The sequence below is a fragment of the Methanosarcina sp. Kolksee genome, assembly GCF_000969945.1.
Taxonomy (GTDB): domain Archaea; phylum Halobacteriota; class Methanosarcinia; order Methanosarcinales; family Methanosarcinaceae; genus Methanosarcina; species Methanosarcina vacuolata.
Genome location: NZ_CP009524.1, coordinates 4,187,568 through 4,212,865 on the forward strand (window position 1 = coordinate 4,187,568; position 25,298 = coordinate 4,212,865).

Annotated in this window: 23 protein-coding genes; 7 read left to right on the forward strand and 16 right to left on the reverse strand. The window is 40.3% G+C overall.

Translation table 11 applies throughout. The annotated features are described in order from the left end of the window. Positions 1 to 135: 135 nt before the first annotated feature. From MSKOL_RS17195 to MSKOL_RS18970, 3 genes are all read right to left on the reverse strand, one after another. Complete coding sequence (locus MSKOL_RS17195; RefSeq protein ID WP_048157907.1) at positions 136 to 486, reverse strand: hypothetical protein; 351 nt, start codon at positions 484 to 486, stop codon at positions 136 to 138. A gap of 118 nt (positions 487 to 604) precedes the next feature. Then, complete coding sequence (locus tag MSKOL_RS17200) at positions 605 to 883, reverse strand: PKD domain-containing protein (RefSeq protein WP_048123009.1); 279 nt, start codon at positions 881 to 883, stop codon at positions 605 to 607. A gap of 190 nt (positions 884 to 1,073) precedes the next feature. Then, complete coding sequence (locus MSKOL_RS18970) at positions 1,074 to 3,452, reverse strand: hypothetical protein (protein ID WP_052725589.1); 2,379 nt, start codon at positions 3,450 to 3,452, stop codon at positions 1,074 to 1,076. 667 nt (positions 3,453 to 4,119) lie between these two features. Here MSKOL_RS18970 and MSKOL_RS17210 point away from each other — a divergent pair. Further along, on the forward strand, positions 4,120 to 4,557 hold the full coding sequence (locus tag MSKOL_RS17210; protein WP_048123011.1) for an NUDIX domain-containing protein: 438 nt from the start codon (positions 4,120 to 4,122) through the stop codon (positions 4,555 to 4,557). A gap of 521 nt (positions 4,558 to 5,078) precedes the next feature. Then, complete coding sequence (locus tag MSKOL_RS17215) at positions 5,079 to 6,803, forward strand: PGF-pre-PGF domain-containing protein (RefSeq protein ID WP_052725592.1); 1,725 nt, start codon at positions 5,079 to 5,081, stop codon at positions 6,801 to 6,803. A 316-nt stretch (positions 6,804 to 7,119) separates the two neighbouring features. Here the strand turns inward: MSKOL_RS17215 and MSKOL_RS17220 are convergent, their stop codons facing one another. The 11 genes from MSKOL_RS17220 to MSKOL_RS17270 all read right to left on the reverse strand — a co-directional run bounded on the left by MSKOL_RS17220 (position 7,120) and on the right by MSKOL_RS17270 (position 18,198). Beyond that, positions 7,120 to 7,773, reverse strand: a complete 654-nt coding sequence (locus MSKOL_RS17220) for a matrixin family metalloprotease (protein WP_231592306.1) — start codon at positions 7,771 to 7,773, stop codon at positions 7,120 to 7,122. Positions 7,774 to 8,193: 420 nt separating this feature from the next. Beyond that, positions 8,194 to 8,661 carry a carboxymuconolactone decarboxylase family protein gene (locus MSKOL_RS17225; RefSeq protein WP_048123015.1) on the reverse strand — a complete coding sequence of 156 codons (468 nt, stop codon included), beginning with the start codon at positions 8,659 to 8,661 and terminating at the stop codon, positions 8,194 to 8,196. A 142-nt stretch (positions 8,662 to 8,803) separates the two neighbouring features. Further along, a complete protein-coding gene (locus tag MSKOL_RS17230; RefSeq protein WP_048123018.1) occupies positions 8,804 to 9,736 on the reverse strand; it encodes a methanogenesis marker 7 protein in 933 nt (310 codons plus the stop codon). A gap of 1 nt (position 9,737) precedes the next feature. After that, on the reverse strand, positions 9,738 to 10,337 hold the full coding sequence (locus tag MSKOL_RS17235) for a methanogenesis marker 17 protein (protein WP_048157912.1): 600 nt from the start codon (positions 10,335 to 10,337) through the stop codon (positions 9,738 to 9,740). Positions 10,338 to 10,344: 7 nt separating this feature from the next. Beyond that, the gene (locus MSKOL_RS17240) at positions 10,345 to 11,592 is read right to left on the reverse strand and encodes a methanogenesis marker 15 protein (protein WP_048123022.1); all 1,248 of its coding nucleotides are present in this window, start codon (positions 11,590 to 11,592) and stop codon (positions 10,345 to 10,347) included. Beyond that, entirely contained in the window at positions 11,589 to 12,101 is a 513-nt protein-coding gene (locus tag MSKOL_RS17245) for a methanogenesis marker 5 protein (RefSeq protein WP_082091185.1), read from the reverse strand. Before MSKOL_RS17245 ends, MSKOL_RS17240 begins: the two co-directional genes overlap by 4 nt. Next, the gene (locus MSKOL_RS17250) at positions 12,098 to 12,541 is read right to left on the reverse strand and encodes a methanogenesis marker 6 protein (RefSeq protein WP_048123024.1); all 444 of its coding nucleotides are present in this window, start codon (positions 12,539 to 12,541) and stop codon (positions 12,098 to 12,100) included. The genes MSKOL_RS17245 and MSKOL_RS17250 overlap by 4 nt, the downstream gene beginning before the upstream one ends. A 281-nt stretch (positions 12,542 to 12,822) precedes the next feature. Beyond that, positions 12,823 to 14,379 (reverse strand): methanogenesis marker 3 protein, encoded by a 1,557-nt coding sequence (locus MSKOL_RS17255; protein WP_048123026.1) that lies wholly within the window; start codon positions 14,377 to 14,379, stop codon positions 12,823 to 12,825. 41 nt (positions 14,380 to 14,420) lie between these two features. Beyond that, a complete protein-coding gene (gene atwA / locus MSKOL_RS17260; protein WP_048123029.1) occupies positions 14,421 to 16,034 on the reverse strand; it encodes a methyl coenzyme M reductase system, component A2 in 1,614 nt (537 codons plus the stop codon). A 376-nt stretch (positions 16,035 to 16,410) separates the two neighbouring features. Further along, positions 16,411 to 17,211: an HAD family hydrolase gene (locus MSKOL_RS17265; RefSeq protein WP_048123031.1), complete on the reverse strand. Its 801-nt coding sequence runs from the start codon at positions 17,209 to 17,211 to the stop codon at positions 16,411 to 16,413. A gap of 99 nt (positions 17,212 to 17,310) precedes the next feature. Then, on the reverse strand, positions 17,311 to 18,198 hold the full coding sequence (locus MSKOL_RS17270; RefSeq protein WP_048123033.1) for a presenilin family intramembrane aspartyl protease PSH: 888 nt from the start codon (positions 18,196 to 18,198) through the stop codon (positions 17,311 to 17,313). 757 nt (positions 18,199 to 18,955) lie between these two features. Between MSKOL_RS17270 and MSKOL_RS17275 the strand changes: the two genes are divergently transcribed. The 4 genes from MSKOL_RS17275 (at position 18,956) to MSKOL_RS17290 (ending at position 21,974) form a co-directional block, all read left to right on the forward strand. Further along, positions 18,956 to 19,279 (forward strand): hypothetical protein, encoded by a 324-nt coding sequence (locus MSKOL_RS17275; RefSeq protein WP_048123035.1) that lies wholly within the window; start codon positions 18,956 to 18,958, stop codon positions 19,277 to 19,279. A 496-nt stretch (positions 19,280 to 19,775) separates the two neighbouring features. Then, on the forward strand, positions 19,776 to 20,078 hold the full coding sequence (locus MSKOL_RS17280) for a hypothetical protein (protein WP_048123036.1): 303 nt from the start codon (positions 19,776 to 19,778) through the stop codon (positions 20,076 to 20,078). Positions 20,079 to 20,598: 520 nt separating this feature from the next. Further along, positions 20,599 to 21,615 carry a flap endonuclease-1 gene (gene fen, locus MSKOL_RS17285; RefSeq protein ID WP_048157914.1) on the forward strand — a complete coding sequence of 339 codons (1,017 nt, stop codon included), beginning with the start codon at positions 20,599 to 20,601 and terminating at the stop codon, positions 21,613 to 21,615. A gap of 149 nt (positions 21,616 to 21,764) precedes the next feature. Then, positions 21,765 to 21,974, forward strand: coding sequence for a hypothetical protein (locus tag MSKOL_RS17290; RefSeq protein ID WP_048157916.1), 210 nt, complete (start codon positions 21,765 to 21,767; stop codon positions 21,972 to 21,974). Positions 21,975 to 22,265: 291 nt separating this feature from the next. Here the strand turns inward: MSKOL_RS17290 and MSKOL_RS17295 are convergent, their stop codons facing one another. Then, complete coding sequence (locus tag MSKOL_RS17295) at positions 22,266 to 23,222, reverse strand: beta-ribofuranosylaminobenzene 5'-phosphate synthase (protein ID WP_048123044.1); 957 nt, start codon at positions 23,220 to 23,222, stop codon at positions 22,266 to 22,268. 119 nt (positions 23,223 to 23,341) lie between these two features. Here MSKOL_RS17295 and MSKOL_RS21450 point away from each other — a divergent pair, with 119 nt between their 5' ends. Then, positions 23,342 to 23,464 (forward strand): hypothetical protein, encoded by a 123-nt coding sequence (locus MSKOL_RS21450; protein ID WP_255351946.1) that lies wholly within the window; start codon positions 23,342 to 23,344, stop codon positions 23,462 to 23,464. Between the two features lie 138 nt (positions 23,465 to 23,602). Here MSKOL_RS21450 and gpmI read toward each other — a convergent pair whose 3' ends face one another. Continuing rightward, the gene (gene gpmI / locus MSKOL_RS17300) at positions 23,603 to 25,147 is read right to left on the reverse strand and encodes a 2,3-bisphosphoglycerate-independent phosphoglycerate mutase (protein ID WP_048157917.1); all 1,545 of its coding nucleotides are present in this window, start codon (positions 25,145 to 25,147) and stop codon (positions 23,603 to 23,605) included. Positions 25,148 to 25,298 lie beyond the last annotated feature (151 nt).

Consider the following 25,298-nt stretch of genomic DNA (forward strand, 5'->3'; position numbering starts at 1 on the left):
TTTCAATCCTGTTTTTATAATCATTTCACTTATACCTTATTTAAGTTGATATTCCTTTTTTTCTTTGAAATATATACCATCAGGAAGAAAACTTCTTAGCCGGTAACCAATGAATATATTACGGACAGGTCAGAATTATTTACTTTCAGCCTGCCTGTCCAATAAACCGGATACAGAATCTATAGCCTCAATGACAATTATCCCTATAAACGCCGTAAGCATACCATAAAAAGTAGCCATTATATAAGGAACAAAAGGTGACGCAGCTACTATATCTATGCACGCAAGGTGCCATATAATAGACTCTCCATCCCTCAAAGGGATAACATATGCAAGCACGAAAGCAAGTGGCAGTCCGATAATCGACCCCACAATACTCAGTTTTTTATTTTTGAGGATTACGTATAAAAGAGCAAATGAGATGCTAACAGGTATTAACAAGTAAAATACCGGAAACATTAGAACAAATCCTAATCCTTCATCCAATTAATTCATCTCCTCAGTGATTGTTTCATACTGAACCTGAATTCTGGCTGTGCTGCTGGCTTCTCATATTTATTTTCAAATTGACTTTTTACACAAATAGAACACTATCATTGAAAAATTAAAAAATTGAATCCACAAGGGCATTATGGGAAAAACTTAGTATGTTTGTCTCGCTTATTTTCGTATCAGTTCCATTTGCATTGCTTGCTGTAAGCGTCACTGTATAATTTCCTGCTGCTGAACAGGTATGTGTCGGATTTTGCTCGGTTGACTTAGTTTCGTCTCCAAAATTCCTGTCACTATAGATAGAAAGGTTTACTTTAATTGATTCATTAGTGGTTATCCGGGTTTTCGTGAGAGTGAGTTGACCATCTACACACTGTGAAGAAGCTGCCAACGCTGCAGATGAAACGAAATTAAAAATACAAAGATGAAGGCTATTTCAAAAAGCATTTTTTTCTTTTTCATTTGTTTCATCCTTCTCCCTTTCATGCAATAATCTATCAAAAAAAATTAATGAATAAAAGTGGAGAATGTTATTGATTTTCTTTATCGCCTCCTGACGGCTGTAAACTTAATCCTCACTCTTAATTTGGTTCTATCTGCTCGATAATTTCCTTTGCTTTCCTGACCATGTAATCTGCTTCATCAGCCGAAACCTGTTCACATAGCTTCATTTTCTCAACGAGATGAATGAAGGAATTAAGCATGAAAACAGATTCTTTATTCTCACCCTTTTCATAGTAACATTTAGAAGTATCAAGCAGATCTATCAGGCCTGTTTTTGTTTTTACGTTGCACCTGTATGTAATTTCCACATACTCCTTAAGAGCCTGTATCCCGTCCAGAGGCATTAGCTCCGAAGAACAATTGTCAGAAGGCTGGGTTCCGTTTTCATATCCCTCATCCCCATCCGTATAGTTGTCATCCAGAGGAGGTACTTCAGCCGAAGAAAGAGTAAACATATAGATATCGGGGTTTCCATTGCGGGAATCATGCCAGACTATTCTGTCCCCATAAATATCAAGTACCCCAGAATTTCCTCCCCATTCATCATCATTATCGCCTGCAAATATCCAGACTGATCCACTGGTAGTAATTCGGGTTTCCTTAGAAGTGGAAAGGTTGTACATGTAAATATCGGGCCTGCCACTGCGATCATCTACCCATACAATTCTGTCTCCATAGATCGAAGGTGACCCTTGATTATATTCATTAGTAGTTATCTGAGTTTCCGTGGAAGTGGAAAGGTTATACATATAGATATCCCAGTTTCCATTTCGATAGTCTTCCCATACTATCCTGTCCTCATAGATATCAGGAACTCTTTGAATTGAGTTATTTGTGGTTATCTGGGTTTCCGTAGAAGTTGAAAGGTTATACATGTAAATATCCAGATTTCCGTCACGACTATCCGTCCACACAATATTGTCTCCGTAGATTGCAGGATAGTCCTGATATGACGTGTTGTTGCTTATCTGGACTTCCGTAGAAGTGGAAAGATTGTACATGTAGATGTCATTGATTGACCACACTATCCTATCCTTGTAGATACAAGGATTATTTATTACATCATCATGTATCTTGGTTTTATTAGAAGTAGAGATGTTATAAGTGTAGACCTCTGGGTTTCCATTCGGCCATTCATACCACACTATCCTGTCCCCGTAGATATCAGAAGATACTTGATCTGAACTATCATTGGTGATCTGAATTTCTTTGTGGGCGGAAAGATCGTACATATAGATGTCATAGCTGCCAGTAGGATATCCAGATTGATCAATGTTTTCTCTGTTGCGAGCATCCTGCCATATTATTTTATCATCGTAGATCGTCGGTTCGGTCTGAAATGATCCATTAGTGGTAATCTGTGTCTCAGTTCCATTTTCCCCGTTATCCACAGGCAATCCCGCAGAATCAAGAGTGAACATGTAAATACCACCATGCGAAGGTACCCATACAACCCTGTCCCCATAGATAGCAGGGTAACTTCCAGAACCCGCGTCGTATACTCCCTCGGCAGTCAACTCGGTTTCAGTAGAAGTGGAAATATTATACATTAAAACATGACTTCTGAAATCCCAGAAGTCTTGAGTCCACACTATTTTATCCTCATAAATATCGGGACTGCCAGTTCTTTCATAGGCTATAAGCTCTCCTGTGGAAGTGGAAAGATTATGCATTACAATCATTTCATTATTTCCTACATAATCTTCCTGCTCCCATACGACAACGTCCTTATAAATTGAAGGGTTCCAGCTCCTTAATCCCGCAGAAAGCGGGGTTTCCGTAGAAGTGGCAAGATCGTATACACATATATTATTATTTATAGAAAAATACGGATCTATGGCATCATCTATTTGCACTTCATCTACCCACACTATTTTGTCCCCATAAATCGCAGGATCACTCTGATTTGATTCATTAGTGGTTATTTGAGTTTCCGTGGAAGTCGATAGGTCGTACATGTAAACGTCCAGATTTCCATTTCGATCATCCTGCCATACTATTTTATCATCGTAAATAGCAGGTAAAGTCTGGTTAGAATTACTGGAAGTTATCCGGGTTTCCGCGGAAGTGGAGAGGTCGTACATGTAGATGTCCCAGTTTCCATTACGCAGATCCTGCCATACCATTTTATCATCGTAAATAGCAGGATTGGACTGTGTTGAGTTGTTACTGGTTATCTGTGTTTCCATGGAAGTGGAGAGGTCGTACATGTAGATATCCCAGTTTTCATCATGGTTGGAATAGAAGCTTAAGTTATCTACCTGATCTTCTTCATTCCGAGCATCGGCCCATACAATTCTGTCCCCATAGAAATCCAGAGACCTTACTTGTGCGTCACTGATGTTGATCCTGGTTCTCGTACCCTCTGCAGGAACTGCAGTTGCGTTCCCGATGGTCATTAAAAATATAACAAAAAATATTCCAAAAAAAATTGCTGCTCTTTTATCAACTTTCATCTAACTTACACCTCAACCTAAAATGAAATTTTTAATCCAGACTTTCTTTTTCCTAAACTTAGTCATTCGATATTCGATTATTAAACTAAACTCTAAATTTGAGGAAAGATCCATTTGTAATCGAATCAATATTCGAGACTATAGCTTTCAATTCAGAGGTAAATTTAGGGACTGCACTCTTCAAACTTTGTGGTTTTTAACCTGTATTAAGCACTGAGTTCTGGAGCCTACTCATGAGATTTAATTAAAAACAAGTCTCAAATTTCGACTTTCCCCAAAACCCAAACTTGAAGAATAAATGTTCAATTCCTACTTTATAAAATATATCCAAGAAAGAATATAAATATTTCTATAAGAACTAAAATAGAATAGTTTATTATATACTATTTCAGAAAAAGGATAAGATTAACATGTGTTAACTTTTTTGTTCAGATTTAATGATAATTATGTATCTTATATCATTATTTTGTTAATAGCGTTTTTTAAAGCCTTATTTTCAATAATTTCAGTATAGTTGATTCTTAACTCAAATCCGCGGTTCTTTAAAATATGTCATTGAAAATATGGTTTTTAAAAAGTGTTATTGAAAGATAGTTTTAAAAAGTTATATCCAGAAGATCTTAAAAGAGCCAGCCTTTAAGACAGAGAAATCTCACATATATATTGTATGAACCTGGAGAAACCTTACATCGTTTCTGTTTATGCCGTTCTACGGAACGAGAAAGGCGAATTCCTGCTTCTCAGACGGTCGGAAAATTCTCACAGCAATCCGGGAAAATGGGATCTTCCGGGTGGAAAGCTTGGCCTTGGAGAACTTCTAAAAGACGCGGTTGTTAGGGAGGTCTGGGAGGAAACCGGGATTTCAATTGCGCTCGGAGAGATTGCAGGGTATGCTACCTTTGAGCTTCCGGACAAAAAAGTAATTGCCATAATATATGACGGAGGATATATCATTGCTAATGTAAAGTTGAGCTATGAACATGTGGAATATGCATGGAGCTCTCTTGAGCATATTCTGGAAATGGATGCTCTTCCGGATCACTTTAAGGAATTCTTTAAAAGATTCGCTGCCGAAAATAAAGAACCTCCAGAGCTGCCGATTTAAAATATATCAGAAAATGGATTACCTGCTGAGCCTGTCACAAAACCAATTTTTATTTTCATAATTTATAAGAGTTATAGAATTACTTTCCTGGTCAGAATCTCAATTGATGATTTTAAAAATGAGTTTCAAAAAAGTAGATTTTGAGTTTTTGAATCAGCTCTTTAAGTAAAAATCCGAAAGAAAAATTAGTGACTTACACTAAGGCCATTTGTAAGCTGATAATAAAGAACTTTTTTGCCTTTTTTAAGAATGTTTTTAATGCATCTATAATTATGATCTCAAGAAGTATTCCCTTAGTTATCACCCTATTGTGGTTGTTTTCACGAAATTGCGGATTAACTGAACTTTTTTTACAAATTAACTTTACTAATAATTTCATTCAAAAAAGTAAGCTTATATCTAAGAACAAATTTTTTGGTCATTATCCAGTTAACAGAGTGAAAATAACTAGGACTTACGCGACTAAATTGAAGGATTGTAGAATTTACATCTTAATTGAATTTGTCCTAAGGAGGACTTACATGAAAAAATCTTTTTCATCTATGGTTTTATTAGTTATACTATTCTTGCAAGTAACTTTAGCTATTATACCATCAATTGGAGTGGTTTCAGCTTCAGGCAATGTAACAATTAATGATTTTACTTGTAACATTACTAAAGGGACTGTTCCTTTTGATTCAAGGCTAACTGGTAACGTGACTGGTCAAGTTACCAGCTGGAAATGGGAATTTTATAATCCGCAAATTAACCATTGGTCTTACAGCAGTAGAAAAGGAAACTCGGTAACTACATCTCATAGGTTTGGAAGAGCTAAAGCTTATGGAGTTTTTAATGTTACTTTGATTGTAGTTGGGCCTAATGGAAGTGATTCACTTAAAAAGATAGATTATGTTGTAGGAAATAAAAACACTACAGGTCTGCCAACTGCTAATTTCTCTGCATCGACCACTTCTGGATATGCACCATTGAATGTAACATTTACTGACAAGAGTAAAGATGCAACTACAGCTTTATGGTATTTTGGACTGACAAATACTTCAAAAGAAAAGAACTCAACATATACTTTCAATTCTCCCGGAACTTATAGAGTTGTTTTAGAAGTGAGCAATGGAAGAGGTTGGGATGCGACAGCTCAAGAAATAACTGTTCTGGGGCAACAGAAAATTCTTCCAGAAGCAGGTTTTGACGCCGATACTTCCAATGGCCTCGATGTGCAGTTTGCAGACACCTCACAAAACGCAAATGAATGGAACTGGGACTTTGGAGATGGAACTAATTCAACCGATCAGAATCCGTCACATACCTATTCAACAGCAGGAAACTATACTGTCAATCTTGCAGCAAACAATGAAAACGGAACAAGCTTAGCAAACAAAACAATATATGTGGAAGAAATGAGCAGCTCAAGTGGTGGAAGCGATAGTGAAGACAGTAGCAGCGGTGGAGATAGCGTGGGAACCGTTACTGTATCAGATAGCAGCGATAGTAGTAGCGATAGTAGTAGCGATAGTAGTAGCGGTAGCAGTGGCAGCAGTAGCAGTGGTAGCAGCGGAGGCGCCGGTGGTTCGCCCGAACTTCAAAGCAATGTCGCAGCTAAAGAAATCTCACAGACTTCTATTACATACGGGAACTCTGTAAATTTCAATTTCCCACAAAATGCCACTCCTGTAACTAATATAAGTTTTGATTCAAAAAAGACTGTTGGCAAAACTACAGCTATAGTTGAGATGCTAATAAATCAGTCCACTCTGGTTTCTGAACCACCTTCTGATGAAGTATATAAATTCGTAAACATCTGGGTAGGAAATAGTGGATTTGCAACGCCCGATAATATTGAAAATGCAACAGTATATTTCAAGGTTGAAAAATCCTGGTTACAAGATCAAAATATAGACAAGTCTTCTGTTACATTTAATAGGTACAATGATTCACAATGGAATCCTTTACAAACCACTCTTGCAGGAGAAGACAATGAGTACCTGTATTTCATAGCTGAAACCCCAGGATTATCTTCTCCTTTTGCGATAACTGGCAAGACAGCATCAAACGCAACTCTGAACGAAACAAAATCTGAAACTCAATCTGGATCTAATAGTAGTCTTGAAAACAACGCAAGTAATGCAACAGATGTTAAACAGACACAAAGTCCAACTACTTCTGGAAATGAAGACAAAAAATCTCCAGGTTTTGAATCAGTTTTTGGAATCGTTAGTTTGCTTGCTGTGTTTTTGTATAAAAGAAAGTAAGAATACGTAATTAAGAAAGAATATATGATGAGGATTCAATATCCTCATCTAAGTCTTTTACATACGTTTTCGGTTAAGTGAAGACTCATGATAAATTGCGTCAATTTTTAAACATGTATTAAATAATTTAATAGTTTGTGAGCTGGAACAGAGTATCGATTTCATGTAAATAGGCCAAAATTTAAGGCCGGCTTCTAATATAAAATCGATAATTTTCAGGCAAGAAAATTTCTTAACCGATGACCAATGAAACCAATTTTGATTTTTAGGATAGAGTTTCAACTTGGATTTACTCCGAGGCACTTTAAATAAATTTTTACTTGAAGTACTTATCCTCAAGTTTTTTTCTTTTTTTCCTGCTGCGCTGCCAGCTTACCCCGAGGTACAGGAGAACTGCAAAAGCTGCAAGAGCTGCCATACGCAGTATGGGCCCGTACTTGCTCAGGAGGAGAGGGTTTAGATCTTCTCTTTGCTCGTATTCAGGATACATGATATCCCTTCTGTTGCTGCTGTGCCCCAGGCCCAGGGCGTGCCCGAATTCATGTTTTGCAACAGAAAGCATTGTCCCGTCCCCATACTGGCGCCAGGCTTTTCCCTGATAATTTCCTACCTCAAGCACTATGTCGACCTTTACATATCGATCATCAGATACCATGGGACTTGCATAGCCAGCAACGCCTGGGGGAGCCCCTTCAACGATCTCCAGATTTTCAACCCATTTTATCCTGATATCAGCTTCTTTCGAATCCACAAGTTTGAAAACAGGCGTAAACTCAAGGTTTCCGTTTCCTCCCTCCTCCCAGTATTTCATAGCCTTTTCTATTTGTGCATAATAGGTAGGGCTGTAGTGCTCGGGAACATTGCTGTCATCAATATATACAGTAATAGGAGAGTGGTCCCATGGATAATCCAGAATTCTTTCCGGATTCGTTTCAGATGCAGCTGAGACAGTAGGTAAAATAAGTACCATCAGTAACAGCATAAAAGAAAATCTAACTCTGTACATATGGTCTCGACTTATATAAATCGGACTACCAAATAAATATTATTAACCCTGAAACCCAACGTAAAAGTATCTATCTCCTGCATCCAATATGCATCCCGCATATACTCTCCACACTTATCACACATGTTCGCATAAAACCAGTGCGAAAAGGCTGGTTTGTATCGGTGGATGGTTATTGATGGAAGAACTCTCAGAGATTAGCTTTTGGTCAGGTTTGGTCAGGGAATTAATTTTTCAAAATTAAATAAGGTCTTGATGAACTGAATTTATAATATCACAAAAACGAATTTTGATAGTGAATTTCTATGTGAATTTCTATGTGAATTTCTATGCGAATTTCTATGTGAATTTTTATAACGAATTTGGATCTACTGAATTATCTGTTTACTTAAAAGTGGCTTTGGAGATATTACATACCTCACAATTCGAGTCACAGCAGTATTCTTCTTCATTTCCTTCATCCGGAAATTCGGATGTAAGTGCTCTTGTGCTTTCAGCGAGTACCGCGGCATTGGAGATGGATGCTCCTATCATAATTGCATAAAATATTTTTTCTTTGCTAATTCCTTTCCGTTTTGCGACTCTAATATGCATTTTCAGGCAATGCTCGCAGCGAAGGGCAGAAGCTACACCTATCGCGATAAGTTCAACTGTCTCTGGGTCGAGGTTCTTGAATCCCCTCATTATAGAGTTTTCGTAAAGCGTTTTTGGGATGAAAATCTCCGGGAGATCTTTCATGAAGTTCATTATATATGGGACTTCACCATACTGATTCCGGACATCTTCAAGGAGTTCAGGAACAGCTTTCTCAGGGTCCTTTTTCAAAATTTCCACAATATCTTCAAGTTCCATACGAAACCACCAGCGTAGATTAACGTGGAAAAAGGATTCAGACTCCGTTTTCTGTGTCAGGCTTTACAATATAAAGGATAAGTGAAAAACACGCACCCAGTAAAATGTAAAGCAAATAACTCTTCATGCAACAGAACCCGGGTCAAATTGCAAAACCAACGTCAGACTTAGATTTGATTTTTATCAATATATAATTTTTCATTTTTGATTTTGAAATATTTGCAAGTTCGGAAAGAGTAACCCCTTCATCAAATTCCAGTTTTTCAAGTCTTTCATGGAATTCATCATAGGGTAACTTGACTCTGAGCCCATTAAGCTGGAGGGTCAGTGGAGCAGGCGAAAGTACAGTTCGGATTTCCGGGACCTGATTTTCAATCTCCTTCATAACTCTAGCAGGAAGCACTGCGAGGGGGTCTTTTGCTTGCTGTTTACGAATGTTATCAGCAATCTTTCCAACCTCTTCATTGAGTTTATCAAGGGCGCTAATCTCCTCGGTTTTCCTTAACCTGTGAGAAGTCCTTCCAATATTCCCAACATAAAGGTCTGCTCCGGGAACTTCCTCGGTCTTAAGGTCAGGTCCGCCTGTAACTACAATTGGAATTTCTACGCCTTCAAAAAGCTTTGGCTTCTTGTTTATTATGCAGTCACTGAAAGACCCAAATGTGAAAACTGCAATATCATGTTCGTTAATAAGTCTTCTTTCATAGTCCATGGACAGAGATACCCTTCGCCCCATTCCTCTTGCAAGTCCTATCATGTTTGTATTGGCTCCGGGGTGGCGGAGATACTCTGCAATGTCACATGCTGAATGCGGGAGGTGGTGAGAAGCAAGAGTCGGTGAAACAACTGCAATCTCAACTCCAGTCAGGGGAGCTTCTACCATAACTCCAAGCAGTTCATCAGATTGCTTTTTCACTATTGGGACATCTTTTTCCGGAATAAGCATAATAAGGTTGACTTCAGTCCCTGTAACTACTTTTTGGACTATGTAGCCTCCAAGGTCTTCCAGCAGCTCAATTAAAAGTCCATGCTTGTGGACGCCACCGGTATAAAGATAGGGTCGGAGTACAGCCATCTTAGTTTTTCCCTCCTTTCATCAGTTCTTCGAGCATCGCTCCTGCTTCTTCGATCCACTCATGTTTTAGTGCTTCCTCGGACGCCACAAAAATAAACTGGTTACCTTTATACAGGTGATACCGGACCCTGAAACCCTCAGGGGTGACACGGATTGCAAAATCAACAAGATTTTCGTGAAGCCTGTGCTTTGGATCTGCAACCATCATATCTTTAAGAAAAGCTGCTTCTTCCTTTGGGTTCTCCGTACTTATGGCTACAGTCCATCGGTCCGGCTGGCTGATATTTGCTTTCCCGTAGCGCTCCCAGAGTATTCCCAGTAATTCTGGAATATACTGCTCTTTTTTTATAGAAATTATTATCTCACGGGCAATCGGTTTTGCGTCCACATCGGCAATATCAGTTGTTGTAACCCTGGTGCCCACGTCCCTCAGGAGAATTGCCATCTGAAAAAGAGAATCTTCAGGTCTCAACACTACCTTTATTCTCCCTATTGCCGGGGCAAGCTTGAGACTTGAAAGATTGTCCTCGATAATCTTTCTATAAAATCCCTGCTCCGGAGCGATTGCGGACTCGACATCAAAGACTTCAAGCGAATCCATCTTTTCCTCACTCCTCCACAAAGCCCGAAGCAAGCAAAGCTGCTCCTACTGCTCCTATCAAGTGTGAGTTCTCGGGCACAAGGACATCGATCTTTAGAAGTTCTCCAAGGGCTTTTGGTACTCCTGCAATTAGGGAAGATCCGCCCACAAGAATCAGAGGCTCTTTAACATCTACTTCCTGCAACTGCTGCTCATAGATCTGTTCTACCACACTATAACAGGCTGCAGCAGCCACGTCTTCAGGAGTAGCACCTCTTGCAAGGGAATTTACAAGGGATTGAGTTCCGAAGACTATGCAGTAGCTGTTCATAGATACATGTTCATGCATCCCTTTAACTGCCAGGGCTCCGAGTTCGGTGATATCTACACCAAGCCGCTTTGAGATCATTTCAAAGAAACGTCCTGAAGCGCCTGCGCAAATCCCGCCCATTGTAAACATTCCGGGAATCCCGTCCTGAACCGAGATTGCCTTATTGTCCATACCGCCTATATCAATAACTGTTGCATTACCTTTCTGCTTGTCAGCAAGATAGACGGCTCCTTTTGAGTTAACAGTGATTTCTTCCTGGATAAGCTGAGCTTTAAAATGAGCACCTATAAGAAATCGTCCGTATCCGGTTGTACCCAGAGCCTGAACTTCTTCCCTGGAAACGCCGGCCTCTTTCAGGGCAATAGAGTAAGCTTCTTCAGCACTTTCAAGGACTTTTGTTGTGGGCACCCAGCCCTTGCCTATAATTTTGTTGTCCCTCATTACCACGGCTTTAGTGGTTGTTGACCCTGAATCTATTCCCGCGGTCAGTCCGGTCTGAACTTCCCTTGTAAGAAGGTGCCTGCGCCTGACAATTGTAGTAAGAGCTTCCAGGCGAGTAAGAAGTGTACCTGCACTGGTGCTTTCGGTAAAAGAATAACTGATTACCGGGATTTTGGAGTGCTCATGGATATATCTTCTGACCTCATTTCGTACAATAGCCCCTTCAGCACAGCGGAAACAGGTGGTAATGAAAACTCCATCCGCATTGGCGATACCTTCAACAACAGCTTTTGCCCGGGCCATCATAAGCCTCAGGTCTCCACTCGCAACCTCAAGCCCAAAATCTCTGCCTATAGTATCTATGGATGCAACATCAATTTCAGGGAAAATAAATTTTGCATTTACTTTGGCTGCGGCTTCTTCAAATTCGGGTTGAACTCCGGCATACTCAGAGCCGCAGGATACCAGTGCAATCTTGACAAGTGCAGATTCCTCTGTGCTCATTCCTTGTCCTCCTTGTCTGCCGATTCTGTCTCTTTCGCCTTTTCATCTTCCTCAGGCTTTTCCTTAGGCAACGACTCCAGAAATGCTACTATCTTGTTTACGAAGTCGCGGGCTTCGTCGTCGGATTTCGGGTATTCTACTTCAAGTACAGGGACACCTTTTGAGCGGACCAAATACTTCGTCAGCTCATTTGTACGGTTACAACCCACACAACCAAAGTCCGTGGGTGGGTTTTCAACTATAATTGCAGCTTCTGTCTGTTCGATAAGAGGGCCTATCAACGCCATCCTTCCCCTTACTCCAGCCGGCACTTCAATTGCAGCATACTTAAGACCCAATTTAGGGTCTTCAGGAGTAATATTTAGAGGAGGAGAATCAAGGCTGAGGCTTGTAACTTTTTCTCGGATCTGGTTCATCATGGTAAGGGGTTTGTGCCCGAAACGTTCAACCAGGTCGGCCAGAATAAGACTATTTATAGGGTAAATGAAAACCTTTGCCAAAAAACTCACCTCGCAAGCTCCTCTTCAATAACTTTTTCCAGATCCGAAGTTGTAAGCCTGCATTTCTTTTTGCGTTTTTCTGTTACACATTCCTTTGCTTCCAGTTCGTCAAGTGCAGCCCCTATGGCAGGAAGCATCTCCACTTCTTCCCTCAAAAAATGGAATCCCGGCCGTGGGCCTCCACCCCTGCTTGCGCGGCAGCGCCTTTCATCTCCTGGAGGGAATCCCCTATCCTTTACAAAAATATGATTTTTATCAAGCTGCCGGATTTGTTCAACGAGGATCTGGACATCGTCTTTGGCTCCTGATACGATAAGTCCAAAACAGGTCTCCTTTACCGTAACTGGAAACTCTGACTCATAGATCTTCATAGCTGCATCTGAAGGCAGCACTTTATCCGAACTGATTACAATGTACTTTGTAATCTCTTCTTTTTTCGTTTCCGTCATATTTCGTCTCTCCTTAGCCTCGGGAGACTTTAAATTTCGATAAATTAATGTGAATCCGCTTAAACATCTGGATTCATTAAAGCGGACACGTTATAATGAGCTGACTAATTCGTTAGCAAGATTTAATCTGACCCAGCAAGCTGAAAATCATCTTGAGCTACTAACCGGGTACTTATACGTCTATTTACTTATTATTGTGCTTATGTGTATTACTTTTTTTATATATTAAGAATAGTATGTACGCCCATTATCCAATTGTATTATAGTTTATACTTTTAAGTTTACTTGCGTACAATTTCAGTTACGTATATCACATCTCCTTCTTTGACAGCAAGGAGCTTTTCAGGATTTATTATCCGGCCAACAATATTGGTTGAGGAAAATCGTTCTCCTGTGGGGCCGAAAAGTTCGTCGTCTCCAAGTCTTATACCTATAGTCCCCATCCTCTTTGCAGACTGGTTTGTGATCCCTATTTCCCCTCCAAGTACTTTGTCCGTGGGGGTATTTTCTGGAAGGATTTCCTTGTACTTCACAACTTCCTTTTCTGTCTTAAAAAGGTAGGTGTCGTCATATATCATATAAACAGGCAGTTTCCCAACAGTTTTTGTTTTAAGTTCAAGACCATGGCGGAAGAAATCCACAGATTTCGGGGCTTTTTCAGAGTAAAGCTCAATCTCAATCAGTTTATCTATGGGTACTGCATACGCAGTCACCTTTGCTTCCCCAAGGATCTCAAGGGTTGTTGGAGGGTTCTGACTGACAATTACGGCATCCTTTCCGGTGTATCCGTCTTTTACCAGTTCAACCCCTATGGAAGAAAGTACAGGCTCGGCCTCCTCAAAGCTATGTCCCAGAAGCACTATCTGGGGAGGCAGACTCTCAACCGAAAGATTCTGTCCTTCTTCTGCGAGTTTAATGAGTTCGATGCCTTTCGTTACCTGCCCTACAACAGAATGAACAAGGCTTGAAGGACGCTCGTCTCTTGAGATATATATTCTGCCCAACCCATATCCGACTGTACGGACAGAAACTGCACCTTCTCGTCTTGGATCGAAATTTTCATAAGGAGCAGGTATTCCCTTCAGGTCATCATCTGAGATAAACGAACTGGTAGTAACATCTACATTGAGAGTTCCTTCACGAGTAAGGGCATAGAAATGTTCTGCTCCCCCTGGAGCATTCCTGGAAAGTTCAACTTCAAAATAAGTAAATATGCTGTCCCCATCTTCAAGCGGAACAGAAAGATCAGTTGTGCAGGTCTTTTCTGAGATTTGTTCCCATTCTATAATTGGCTCAATACCAAGAATTGTATCTTCTCTGGAAAGCCTGGACAAAATTTTTCTTCCGGTCACAACTTCTGCAAAGACCCCATCTTCAGGAGTCCCATATTCCGCAGTATGTCTTTTAAGTGAAAAAATAAGATGAGTGTTACGGGGATCAAAACCTCCTGCTCCAAACATCACCTCAAAAGCTTCAAAATTTCCTGTTTCGCGCGAAGGTTTAATTTCGGCTTCAAAAGGCCCGAAAGCTAGAGCTTCAGGACTTGCCCAGTGGATAGATTTTCCTTCGTACTCTTTAAAATGCTCAGCCCATAATTTTCCTGAAGGCGACTCAGGATTTCTTATTTCTATCCTGAATTCTCCTCTGGGAGTATTGATAGCGTATTCGGTGACTGTTTCGATCTTTTCCTCAGCGACCTCTTTCAGAATTCCGACCGCTGTACCGGCTATATAAGGGGCTCTGGAAACTTTAAGCGCATCTTCAAGGATAGAGCCTGCAGGTAAGGTATATTGTTGCCCATTCACCTCTACGCTGACCTCATTACTCGTAATCGGCACCTCATTTAGTATTTTTCTATACTACAGAGGTGGCAGCATATTTATATCTCTTCTGCAGCTTGGATCCTTTCATCTTCGGTGAGTTGAGATAGTATACTCTTCGGCTCACCTATGTCTACAATCTTACCATTGCGCATAAGTGCAACACGGTCACATATCTCGTTTACGAAGTCGATATCGTGAGAAACTACAACAAATGTTTCCCCTATCTCTTCTCTAGCTTTCAGGATGGAATTCGTCACCGAGACCTTGGTAATCGGGTCCATAGTCCCTGTTGGTTCATCCATAATGACGATTCTCGGTTCCTTGATCAGAACCTGTGCAAGTGCAATCCGGTGCCGCTCCCCTTCACTCAGCTCATCAGTCATTTTGGGCAAAATAGCTTTTGCCTTGTTTTCCTCAAAACCTGCAGCTTTGAGAGTAATTACAGCTTTTCTGACCCCGAGTTCAAAAGGCAAATCAAGACTAATAGACTCGGTAAGATTATCTATTACTGAGCTATGAGTGTAAAGGCCGTATTCCTGGTGCAAGAACCCCATATATTTGGTTGCTCTTCCTTTATTATCCACCCCCAGCTTTGTCATGTCAACCCATTCGTCTCCCACACGAACCTCAACTTCTCCGGATGTGGGTGGTAATATTCCCATTAAAATTTTGGAGGTTGTAGTCTTGCCTGCTCCGCTCACTCCGACTAGCCCGAAGATTTCTCCTTCATTTACATCAAAAGAAATCCCGTCTACAGCTCTAACCACGCCTCGGTCGACTGAAATATAACGCTTTGATAGGTCTCTTACCCTGATTATAGGTTCCCCTACCATGACATTCTTTTCCTGCCTCACAATGGATACACTTTGCATAAAGATTGCAGAAACCTCAAGTGGATCCCCTTCCTTGACTACCTCTCCGTTTTCAAGCAGGATAGCTTTGTTCGCCATCTGTTCAATAACTTCAGGCCAGTGCGAAGTCAGGACCATGCTCATATTATAATTCTTGACTGCCCTTATCATAGCATCGTGTACCAGCTTTGCAGTCATGGGATCAAGGGTACCTGTGGGCTCGTCAGCTAACAGGAGCAAAGGATTTCTCACAAGCTGCCTTGCAAGCACAACTCTCTGTTTTTCTCCGCCTGAAAGTTCTCTTGCAACATGCATCATGCGGTGACTCAGGTTTACTTCTTCCAGCAGTTCGATTGCTTTTCTCATGGAGTCTTGCCCGGCATATCCTATTTCATTCAGGGAGTTTATGACGTTTACAAGAACCCTTTCGTCTCCGTAAAGTGCAAAGGTGCGCTGAAGCATGATAGCTATACGCTTTGTAATATCTTTCCTTATAGGTTCATAAAGTGAAAGTTTTACAAAATCAGCTTCGAAAGCTTCCAGTACTTCTCCACAGACCGGACACTTCTGGCCTGTCTTGCTGGGGCGTTCTATGTATCCACATTTCGAGCAACGTGATAGATGATAAATTACTTCACCTGAAATGTTCTCAAAAGACTCTGTGCCGCGCAGTACATGCATCAGGATTGTTTTTCCGGACCCGCTTTTTCCCAGAATTCCAACTATTTCCCCTTCATTGATACTTAAGTTTACGTTTTTCAGGGCCTTATGACCGTCGAAATCTACGGTTAGATTTTTGACTTCAATAAATACTGGCATGGATTTTCCTCCGCAATTATGAGCTGCAATACTTTCTGGTGGCTTTTGCCTGCCTGAGCATATCGCTCAAGAGTGAAAAGCAATTACTATAAATGAATAACACAATAGTACAAACAACGAATTTCACACGCTTAATGAATTTCACACATTTGGGCAACAACTACATAAGAGTAAAGATTACATAAACATAACGCATTATTTTTTCACTGTTAACATTTAAAGCACATTTACAGTTAAGTCAAGTTCATCTGACGAACCTTGCTTAATCAGTACTTTTATCTTGTCCTGTATGTGACTCGATGTATTATATTGATTTGTCTTATTATCGCCGTCGTGTTATATAGATTCGTTTATATAATAATTCTCTTTACATCCTTTACAGCGCTTTTACCACATCTACAACTTTGATAATATCGTCAATAACCACGTCTGCTGCTTCTCTTAGTTCTTTGGGCCTTTTGTCGCCCTGCTGCGTTGTCATTACTCCTAGATCTGCTGCTCTGAATGCCAGTATGTCGTTAATCCCATCCCCTACCATAATTACTTTGTCATATTTTTGTTTTAGCTCAAGCACTACTTTTTCCTTCATCAGAGTGTTTGAAAAAGCAAAGACTCTTTCCTGAGGAATGTTTATGAACTCAGCCAGTTGCATGAGAGCAAATAAACTATCTCCGGATGCTATGTACGTATCTACTTTCATGGAATGGAGAGCCTGAACTGTTTGTAACGTGGTACTGAATACATGCCCTCCTGTACTCAGTACATATGGCACGCTTCTAGCTTGAGAGTCAACTATCAGGCCTGCTGCCAGATAAAAAACATTTGGACAGTGGGAGGTAACTGCTTCCAGCACATCATGTATATCACCCATTCTTGGGGACGTTCCCCTTATGATATCACATGCAATCTCCTGAGTAAAAAGTCCTTTTGAACAGCTTATACCTATTGAAACTCTGTACTCTTTTATAAACTCAAACAGAGGCATTTCTTTTCTTGAGCTCAGGAGTATATCACTTTCAGCGTTCAGAACGACAAGCCCGCATCCATTCTTTTGCGCGACAATAGCAGTGCTCTCTATGTTTTCAAGGATATCCCCGGTACTGACTTCCTTTGCAACCCTGTACATATGTAGAAGGGTTCCGGCACTGTCAAAGACCACTGCAATTCTTTTGGACATATCAAGTGATTAAGCTATTAAATAAAAAAATCTTTGCGAAAATCTGAAAACAAAAATAAGAATTTGTAAATAATAGAAGTTTGTGAAGAAAAGTTAACTTCACAGGATTGAGGCCCCTGAAATAAGGACACCAGCAAGGAACCCCAGGATTACTCCGGAATTCAAAAAGGGAAGGCCTGCCTGCGGGTTCCCTTTCATTACCTGGATGGAAAGTACGGCGTGACCTATAAGCGTGCCCAGTATGGCCCCAAGGACCGGATAGAAATTATTTGTCATGAAGACGTTTGCCGAGACTACCAGCAGGGTAGGCATAACCGCATCTCCGAGCCCCATGAAAAAAGCCTCATGCTTTTCTCCCTTTTTGAAGTCTTCTTTTAAGAAAGAATATTTCAGGTGTTTTGGAATTACAAACATGATTGGAAGTTTCAGATCCATTATCCCCTCGGCCATATCTACCATATGCTTTGTTTTGTACACTGAGATAGCGTCATATATTGCAAGAAGAACCAGAAGCACTATTACTGGGACAACTGAGAGGGAAATTCCTATCAGGGCACTGACCCCGGCTGCAATACAAACTCCCACAATGTCAACAACATACCATTCTGGATATTTATAGAGCAGCACTGTTATTACGATGGATAGCACAACTGAGGCAATGGACGCAAATCCTGAAAGAGAAGGAATGAGGACAAACAGAGCCAGGACTACGTAATATATAGTGCTTATTATGGCCAGATAAATAGTGAAGCTGATTACCCACTTCATATTTTTCTTTATTGCCAGAAGAACAAACAGGGTAAAAGCCAGGATCATTATAATATAATATATAGAATTGGACACCTGGGTTGGGTCCTCAAAAGCCTGCATTCCACTAACTTCCATTGGCGTGGACAAAAAGAGTGCAAGAACCTGCACTATAAGAATTAGTCCTCCCATGGAAATAATAGGTAAATAATCTTTAATTGATTGTTCGATGGAACTCAAGTGCTAAACTCCTTAATTCTTAACAGTATGCCTTTTCTATTCCTTTATTATACTTACTGTACTTTCATCTCCGACTTCTCCTGACTGTTTATATATAACTTTACCTGGGAAATATTATTTTTCTGATATTGTCTTTAAAATATAGTGTTTTTTCACGAAATGTCTCCAGGATACATCTCTCCTATACTGGCTCTTTTTTCATAGGAGCGATAATTAAAAGTAAAGGAATAAATCGATAAACATGTGTTTGTGAAAAATTAGAGATTACATCTCTTAAAAATAAAACTGCGGGCGTCCAACCTACCATAAAGACAAGGTATGTTTTGGGCCGCCCGCCCGGTTACTTAGAAACAGATGATTATGTATCCTTTAACAAGATTTCTTAACATAAGTGATTGAAATTTTGACCTCGGTTTCCTATCAGATTTGATGTATCTATAAAAGGAAGCTATGGTTTAGCATGAAAGTACGGAACAAAACTGACTCACGATGCTCCAAAACGAAGAGGTAAGGGTTCACTTCACCCCATCAAAAGAATGGGATATTCGTGACCTCTGCGCTTCCATTGTAATAAACAAAATAGAAAAAAGTAAAAAATAGAAAATCGTAAAGATAGAAAAGCAGTAAATACTTTAAGGAATAGTCCGCTTGATAATTTTGAAACAAGCTAGATTACATAACGCGTGTGTATGTGCTTGTGCTTGCGTGTATGTGCTTGTGTATGCGGAACAATTTTTACAGGTGTTAGAGGTATACGATGGAGACTAGAGATACAGTATTTCTTGTTGTGATGGTTCTGTCATCCTTTCTTCTATCCTTTGAGTGGCTTAGAAGATTTGCATATAAATCCACAAATCCCCTGATTATTCTTTCAGTTATGGTTCTGGTCGGAACATTAGCTGTTATGCTCATCTCTGTTAACAATAGGCTTCAGGAACTCGAAAACAAAATGGAGGCAAAAGATCGTACCCTCAAGGTCAACATGGAGAGTACAGAAACAAATATTGAAGAACGGATGAATGAGCTATCAAGCAAAATTGATAATGCAGTTTACGAATTCAACCGCAGAAAATACCACTAATCTCATCTATAACTTTTTATTTTAGGGCAAACATTTAATTTCTTATTTTTAAAAAGCATAGCTTGAATCCACGGTATTTGCTAACAATCATATTTAATTTTTTTACCCATGGGTACATAATATTTTATAAGTGTGTCCTTTATAGGGCAGGAATCTTCTATATATGCGGTGTTAATTGAAAGAAAAATGGCCCAAGTACTTTTTGAACGGATTCTCAGGCTTCACTCAGTTTTGAATTTAAGTTATTAACATTTATCCAAATTTTAATCCGAATGTATGTTAATTTTTCTAATCTAATTAATACCCGATCAGGACATTTCGGGCACAGAGTCCATGATTCAGTAAGTTATATATACTTGTTCTTCTGTAGAACAGAGAATATCTGAAGTTTAACAATTACAAAATAATGCATCAGATATTTTGTATCGCAAGTTATTATTACTCAGAGTTAGTATTATTTGATTACTTGTGTAAGCAGGTAAAGAAGGAAAGCTATATGCACCTTAGTCTGGAACCGATTGGAATTATTACAAAGGTTGCAAATAAGTCGGAAATTTTGATTTATTCTGATTTTGAACAGGTCATACGAAATATCGTGTCCAAAATAGGAGAAGGGGCTGAGAAAGGACAGAAGCTCCTGGTCGTCCATAAAAATAACAATCAGAAACAGGCGGATGGTCACCAGGTTCAGGTCACGAAAGCGACTTTACTGGAAAGAAAAGGTAATTTGCTGACAATATCCAAAATAGAAGCAAATGAAGATTCAGTAATCGATGTTCGACTTGACCTTACTGCTTGATTTTCTGAGGTGTATGTACAGGCTATAAAACCCATTAAATTCTCGTCTCTTTTCTATTCTCTTACTGGATAGCTTTGATTAGGCCTCAGGAAGAGCTAATGAGGTTAAATTCAAGATAATAGATAAAAAAATCGATATTCGCTATCTAAAGACTTGAATCACTAAGTTGTATAACACTGATAATAACCATTTACAAAGTCTAGTGATTTTGAATTTTACATTCATCACTAGATTTTGGTACTGAGCCGTAAAATCTCCTGATATGTCTTTTGATATTTACTTTCTATATAATAGTTTGAGGTTAAAAGAATAAGAAAAGACTAAGGAATGATTCAAATAGAATATCAAAGGTTTTTGTTGCCAAAAATGATTATTTCGGGGAATAGAACTATAGATAAATTCCCAAACTGAAAATTTGAAGTTATATTTTTATCATTTCTCAAAGGAAAGTAATAAAAGGGAAGAAAGGTAGTGAAAGCGCTGAAGCTTTCTGGTAAGTTTTAAACATTCGAGGGAAAATATGGGCACAGATATAGGCGACCTGCTCCAGAAAAGAAAAGTTGAGCTTTCGGATCTTACAAATCAGGTAGTTGCAATTGATGCGTTTAATACTTTACACCAGTTTTTGAGCATTATTCGCCAGCGGGATGGAAGTCCTCTGGTTGATTCTGCAGGGAGAGTGACCTCACATCTCTCAGGCCTGCTCTACCGGACAGCGAGCCTTGTAGAAGCCGGTGTCAAGCCTCTTTTTGTTTTTGACGGCAAACCTCCGGATCTCAAGTCCGAAACCCTGGACCGAAGAAAAGAAGTCAGGGAATCCTCCAGGGAAAAGTGGGAGAATGCAAAGGCTGTCGGGGATCTTGAATCGGCATATAAGTATGCTCAGGCTTCTTCGAAAGTAAACCAGGAAATTGTTGAGGACTCCAAATATCTCCTTGACATTATGGGAGTTCCCTTTGTTCAGGCACCCAGTGAGGGCGAAGCCCAGGCTGCACATATGGTCCTCAAAAAAGATGCAAACTGCGTTGCTTCTCAAGATTACGATTCATTTCTTTTCGGGGCTCCTATTGTTGTCCGGAATCTGGCCGTAACAGGAAAACGAAAGCTTCCGGGAAAAAACGTTTACGTTGACGTCGAACCCGAAAAAATCGAGCTGGATGAGACACTCAAAGCCCTAGAAATTACAAGGGAACAGCTCATAGATATCGCTATCTGTGTGGGCACGGATTATAACAAAGGGCTGGAGAAAGTAGGCCCCAAAACAGCCCTTAAACTAATAAAAAAGCATGGGGATATTTATGTCGTACTCCGCGAAAAAAAGGCAGAAATTGATGCTGTAGACCAGATAAGAGATATCTTTCTCCACCCTGAAGTAACGGATGATTACAAGATAAGATGGGGAAAACCTGATTCTGAAAAACTTCTTGAATTTCTCTGCGAGAGCCATGATTTCTCAATTGATAGGGTGGGAAAAGCTGCAGAACGGCTTAAAGCTGCCTCAGGAGCCAGACAAAAAACTCTTGACCAGTGGTTTTAAGAAATTTTTGTTCAAAATCCTTATTTTCCTAATTTTTTTATTTATGTTATATTTTATCCTTAACTATTCAGTCAAGGAAATCTGATACTGACAAGAACAGGCCTGAACTCTTCCCAGAAAGAACATTCACACGCCCTACGTATGGAGTTGTGGGTCCTGAACTTATCTCCACATCTGAGGGCTTTGTGCAATCAAATAGTATTTTGCCGGACTTATGGCCCACAGCTTTTTCAGACCCTCATTGCCTGGGCTTCGGAAAGTGTAGTCCTTTCGCTGATACAGTCCATAATTTTGGAGATGCCGCAACCGCAGTTCCTCTGGGTATAGCTTTTTTTATTTTCTGGAAAAAAACCAGATAAGCATTTCACTTATGTCTCGGGGCACCTGGGACCTGATTGGATTATCCGCTTGCAGATCTCCTAATATCTCCTAATAGAACTTTTTATGACTATCGTAATTCTCAGGATAATCCACGATACGGGAAAATCAGTACTCTTCTGTATTTGGTGGTGTGGCCCCAGGTATTGTTGACAAAATCCAACAGGTAGTCAATAAAATAAAAAAAGTAAAAAAGTTATTAAAGTAAGGATTCGCTTGTTAGGGCAAAGGCTGTATGCAGAATTCCGTCTCGCTCACTGAATATAAGGCTTTCAAACCCGGGATATTTCGGCACCGTGGTTTCTTGCCCTAGTAAGCATGACAGTCCCGCCAACTGAGTCGTCAAGCATTTTCTGGACTTCCGCTTGAAGCTGCCTGCCATCTGATTTGTTATCTACAAAAGAATATACTACAGGCCCAAAGGAACTTACCCCGGCTCCATAGCTCCGGCTGCGCATAAAAGAAGCAATATTTTTCACAAAGTCAGGCCAGATAAAGCTCTCCCTTTTGTTAAAGCCGACAGTCTGGACATGATTTACTGCGGCCCCGAAACTCACTATATCATTTTCTATCACGGCAGGCATCATCTGCATGAGCACGACATGGGAAATTTCTCTGACTTCTTCTACAGGGAGGGGACAGAATTTCTTGAAGGTCTCGACTTCCTCCTGGTCATACATTCCCTTGTCGTTGGGGATTGCTACCACCATGTCCCATTGAGGAAAATCCTCTCTGAAGAGCACTGGGCCAGGCGGTACTTTACTGGCAGCTGACGGCATAAAACCACCTTTATCTTTGAATCGGTGTCCTCCGTCAACTATAAACCCGCCTTTCTCAAAAGCAGTTACTCCGATACCCGAAGTTCCTCCTCTTTTTACTGCAAGTGCAAGTTCTCTAACGCTCTTCCCAAGTCCATACAGTTCATTAACAGCTGCTGCCGCGGCCAGAGAAGACTGGGTCCCTGATCCGAAACCTACATGGGCTGGGTACACTTCCTGTACGTTGATCCTGATCCCTTTACCCTCAGGAAGCAGGGATTCTGCAGCTCTTTTCATTCGATCGGCAAAACCCTGCAGACCTTCGATATTGACTCCATCGGCTTCTTCAGCCGTAATTCTGATATTGGGAGAGGAAAGGGTTAGTCCTGCTCCTCCATCGACTCTTCCGATCTCCGCATTCATATCAATAAGCGTCATATGAATGCGGCAAGGAGTGGTTATTTTGATCATTCCTGTTAAACTCCAAAAATATACACTTAAAGCTTTATGACTTCCGAAGTCCGGTGCTCCTTTTATTGTAGCTGCTGGTATTTAATCTTTTAAAAATTATCTTTTATAATCTCAATTTTATGGATGTAATAAAAATAACAACAGAAGTGAAGCATAAGGAGAGCAGGAACAGAATGGAAAAATTAAAAAGGAAAAATTTGAATGGAAAAATTAGAAAGGAAAAATTAGAAAGGAAAAATTAGAAAGGAAAAATTAGAAAGGAAAAATTTGAATGGAAAAATTAGGGTTTCTGGAATTTCCGGCTGCTTTTCCCGTTCGTGAGTAATTTTCAGATTATTTATCCTTCTGTAATAATTCCAGATTTTTTCCTTCTTAAATTATTATTTTATAATAAGAGATTCTCCTGTCATCTCCTCAGGTTTTTGGATCTTGAGAAGTTCCAGAAGGGTTGGTGCAAGATCACACAGTTTTCCGTTCTTAAGTGCTTTAACTTCATCATTTCCGAAGTAAATACACTTTACCGGATTTGAAGTATGTGCGGTATGCGGTTCTCCCGTTGTCGAATTTTCCATCTGTTCGGCGTTCCCGTGGTCTGCAGTTATAATTGCTACACCTCCTGCTTCTTTCAGAGCCACTGCAATTCTGCCCACGCAGCTATCTACGGTTTCCACTGCCTTTACTGCAGCCTCAAAAATTCCGGTGTGCCCGACCATATCCATATTTGCGAAGTTAAGGACAATCACATCATACTTTCCTGACCGAATCCTCCCTATTACTTCCTCCGTAACCTCATATGCACTCATTTCGGGCTGAAGGTCGTAGGTAGCAATCTTTGGTGATGGGATAAGGCAGCGGTCCTCTCCTTCATAACATTTTTCCTGCCCTCCATTCAGGAAAAAAGTCACATGGGCATACTTTTCGGTTTCGGCAATCCGAAGCTGAGTCAGTCCCTGCTTGCTCAGTACTTCTCCAAGCACATTTTCAAGTTCTTCCGGCGGGAAAGCTATAGGCAAATCCAGAGTTTCATCGTACTGAGCCATACAAACATAGTAAACTTTCGGATGTTTTTCTCGAGGGAAGTTCTCAAAGTCTTGATTTACAAAAGCCCAGGTAAGCTGCCGTGCTCTGTCAGGTCTGAAATTGAAAAAGATTACAGAATCATTATCCTTTATGACTGCCTCGGGCTTTCCTTCTGAATCTGTGATCACAGTCGGTTTTATAAACTCGTCCGTTTCTCCTCTTTCATAAGCTTCAGAAACTGCAGTTTCTGCATCAGGAGTTTTGTAAGGCGCAACTCCTATGGTAAGAGCATCATAGGCGAGTTTTGTTCTATCCCAGCGCTTATCTCTGTCCATTGCATAATAGCGCCCTGATATAGTTGCGATTTTAGCATTTCCATTCTCCTTACAAAAAGCATCAAGCTCCGTTATGTCTTTGAGGCCGGCTTTAGGAGGCACGTCTCTGCCGTCCAGAAAAGCATGTATATATACTTTTTTCAACCCTTCCTGCTGCGCGAGTTTGATAAGGGAATGAATATGGGTCATATAGCTGTGAACACCTCCATAGGAGACAAGTCCCATGAGATGAAGGCTGGAATCGTTGGCTTTGGCATTTGAAATCGCACTCAAAAAAGCCGGATTCTTGAAGAAGTCACCTTTCCTTATGGAGAGATTTATTCGGGTTAGATCCTGGTACACAATTCGCCCTGCTCCTATATTCAAGTGCCCGACTTCGGAGTTTCCCATCTGGCCTTCCGGGAGACCTACAGCTTCTCCTGAGGCTTCTAAGAAACACCAGGGATATTCTTCGATCAAGTGGTCAAGTTTTGGAGTTCTGGCTGCCAGGATAGCGTTTCCTTCTTTTGCTTCCCTGTAGCCCCATCCATCAAGAATAATGAGCATAAGAGGTTTTTTTGCCTGAGTCATATGAAGCAAATTCCACACCCGTTAATAAATAGCTTATTATGAAAATTCCTAACAGTTCTTATGAATTTTTATATTATACATTTATATTATATTGAAAATATATTTACTGTCCTTAATTATAAGTATTAACAATTACATATCTCCGAAATGT

Excerpts from the sequence above, each read along its gene's own strand:
- MSKOL_RS18970 (WP_052725589.1), bottom strand. The coding sequence starts at position 3,452 with ATGAAAGTTGATAAAAGAGCAGCAATTTTTTTTGGAATATTTTTTGTT.
- MSKOL_RS17210 (WP_048123011.1), top strand. The coding sequence starts at position 4,120 with ATGAACCTGGAGAAACCTTACATCGTTTCTGTTTATGCCGTTCTACGG.
- MSKOL_RS17215 (WP_052725592.1), top strand. The coding sequence starts at position 5,079 with ATGAAAAAATCTTTTTCATCTATGGTTTTATTAGTTATACTATTCTTG.
- MSKOL_RS17220 (WP_231592306.1), bottom strand. The coding sequence starts at position 7,773 with ATGGTACTTATTTTACCTACTGTCTCAGCTGCATCTGAAACGAATCCG.
- MSKOL_RS17225 (WP_048123015.1), bottom strand. The coding sequence starts at position 8,661 with ATGGAACTTGAAGATATTGTGGAAATTTTGAAAAAGGACCCTGAGAAA.
- MSKOL_RS17230 (WP_048123018.1), bottom strand. The coding sequence starts at position 9,736 with ATGGCTGTACTCCGACCCTATCTTTATACCGGTGGCGTCCACAAGCAT.
- MSKOL_RS17235 (WP_048157912.1), bottom strand. The coding sequence starts at position 10,337 with ATGGATTCGCTTGAAGTCTTTGATGTCGAGTCCGCAATCGCTCCGGAG.
- MSKOL_RS17240 (WP_048123022.1), bottom strand. The coding sequence starts at position 11,592 with ATGAGCACAGAGGAATCTGCACTTGTCAAGATTGCACTGGTATCCTGC.
- MSKOL_RS17250 (WP_048123024.1), bottom strand. The coding sequence starts at position 12,541 with ATGACGGAAACGAAAAAAGAAGAGATTACAAAGTACATTGTAATCAGT.
- atwA (WP_048123029.1), bottom strand. The coding sequence starts at position 16,034 with ATGCCAGTATTTATTGAAGTCAAAAATCTAACCGTAGATTTCGACGGT.
- MSKOL_RS17265 (WP_048123031.1), bottom strand. The coding sequence starts at position 17,211 with ATGTCCAAAAGAATTGCAGTGGTCTTTGACAGTGCCGGAACCCTTCTA.
- MSKOL_RS17275 (WP_048123035.1), top strand. The coding sequence starts at position 18,956 with ATGGAGACTAGAGATACAGTATTTCTTGTTGTGATGGTTCTGTCATCC.
- MSKOL_RS17280 (WP_048123036.1), top strand. The coding sequence starts at position 19,776 with ATGCACCTTAGTCTGGAACCGATTGGAATTATTACAAAGGTTGCAAAT.
- fen (WP_048157914.1), top strand. The coding sequence starts at position 20,599 with ATGGGCACAGATATAGGCGACCTGCTCCAGAAAAGAAAAGTTGAGCTT.
- MSKOL_RS17295 (WP_048123044.1), bottom strand. The coding sequence starts at position 23,222 with ATGATCAAAATAACCACTCCTTGCCGCATTCATATGACGCTTATTGAT.
- MSKOL_RS21450 (WP_255351946.1), top strand. The coding sequence starts at position 23,342 with ATGGATGTAATAAAAATAACAACAGAAGTGAAGCATAAGGAGAGCAGG.
- gpmI (WP_048157917.1), bottom strand. The coding sequence starts at position 25,147 with ATGACTCAGGCAAAAAAACCTCTTATGCTCATTATTCTTGATGGATGG.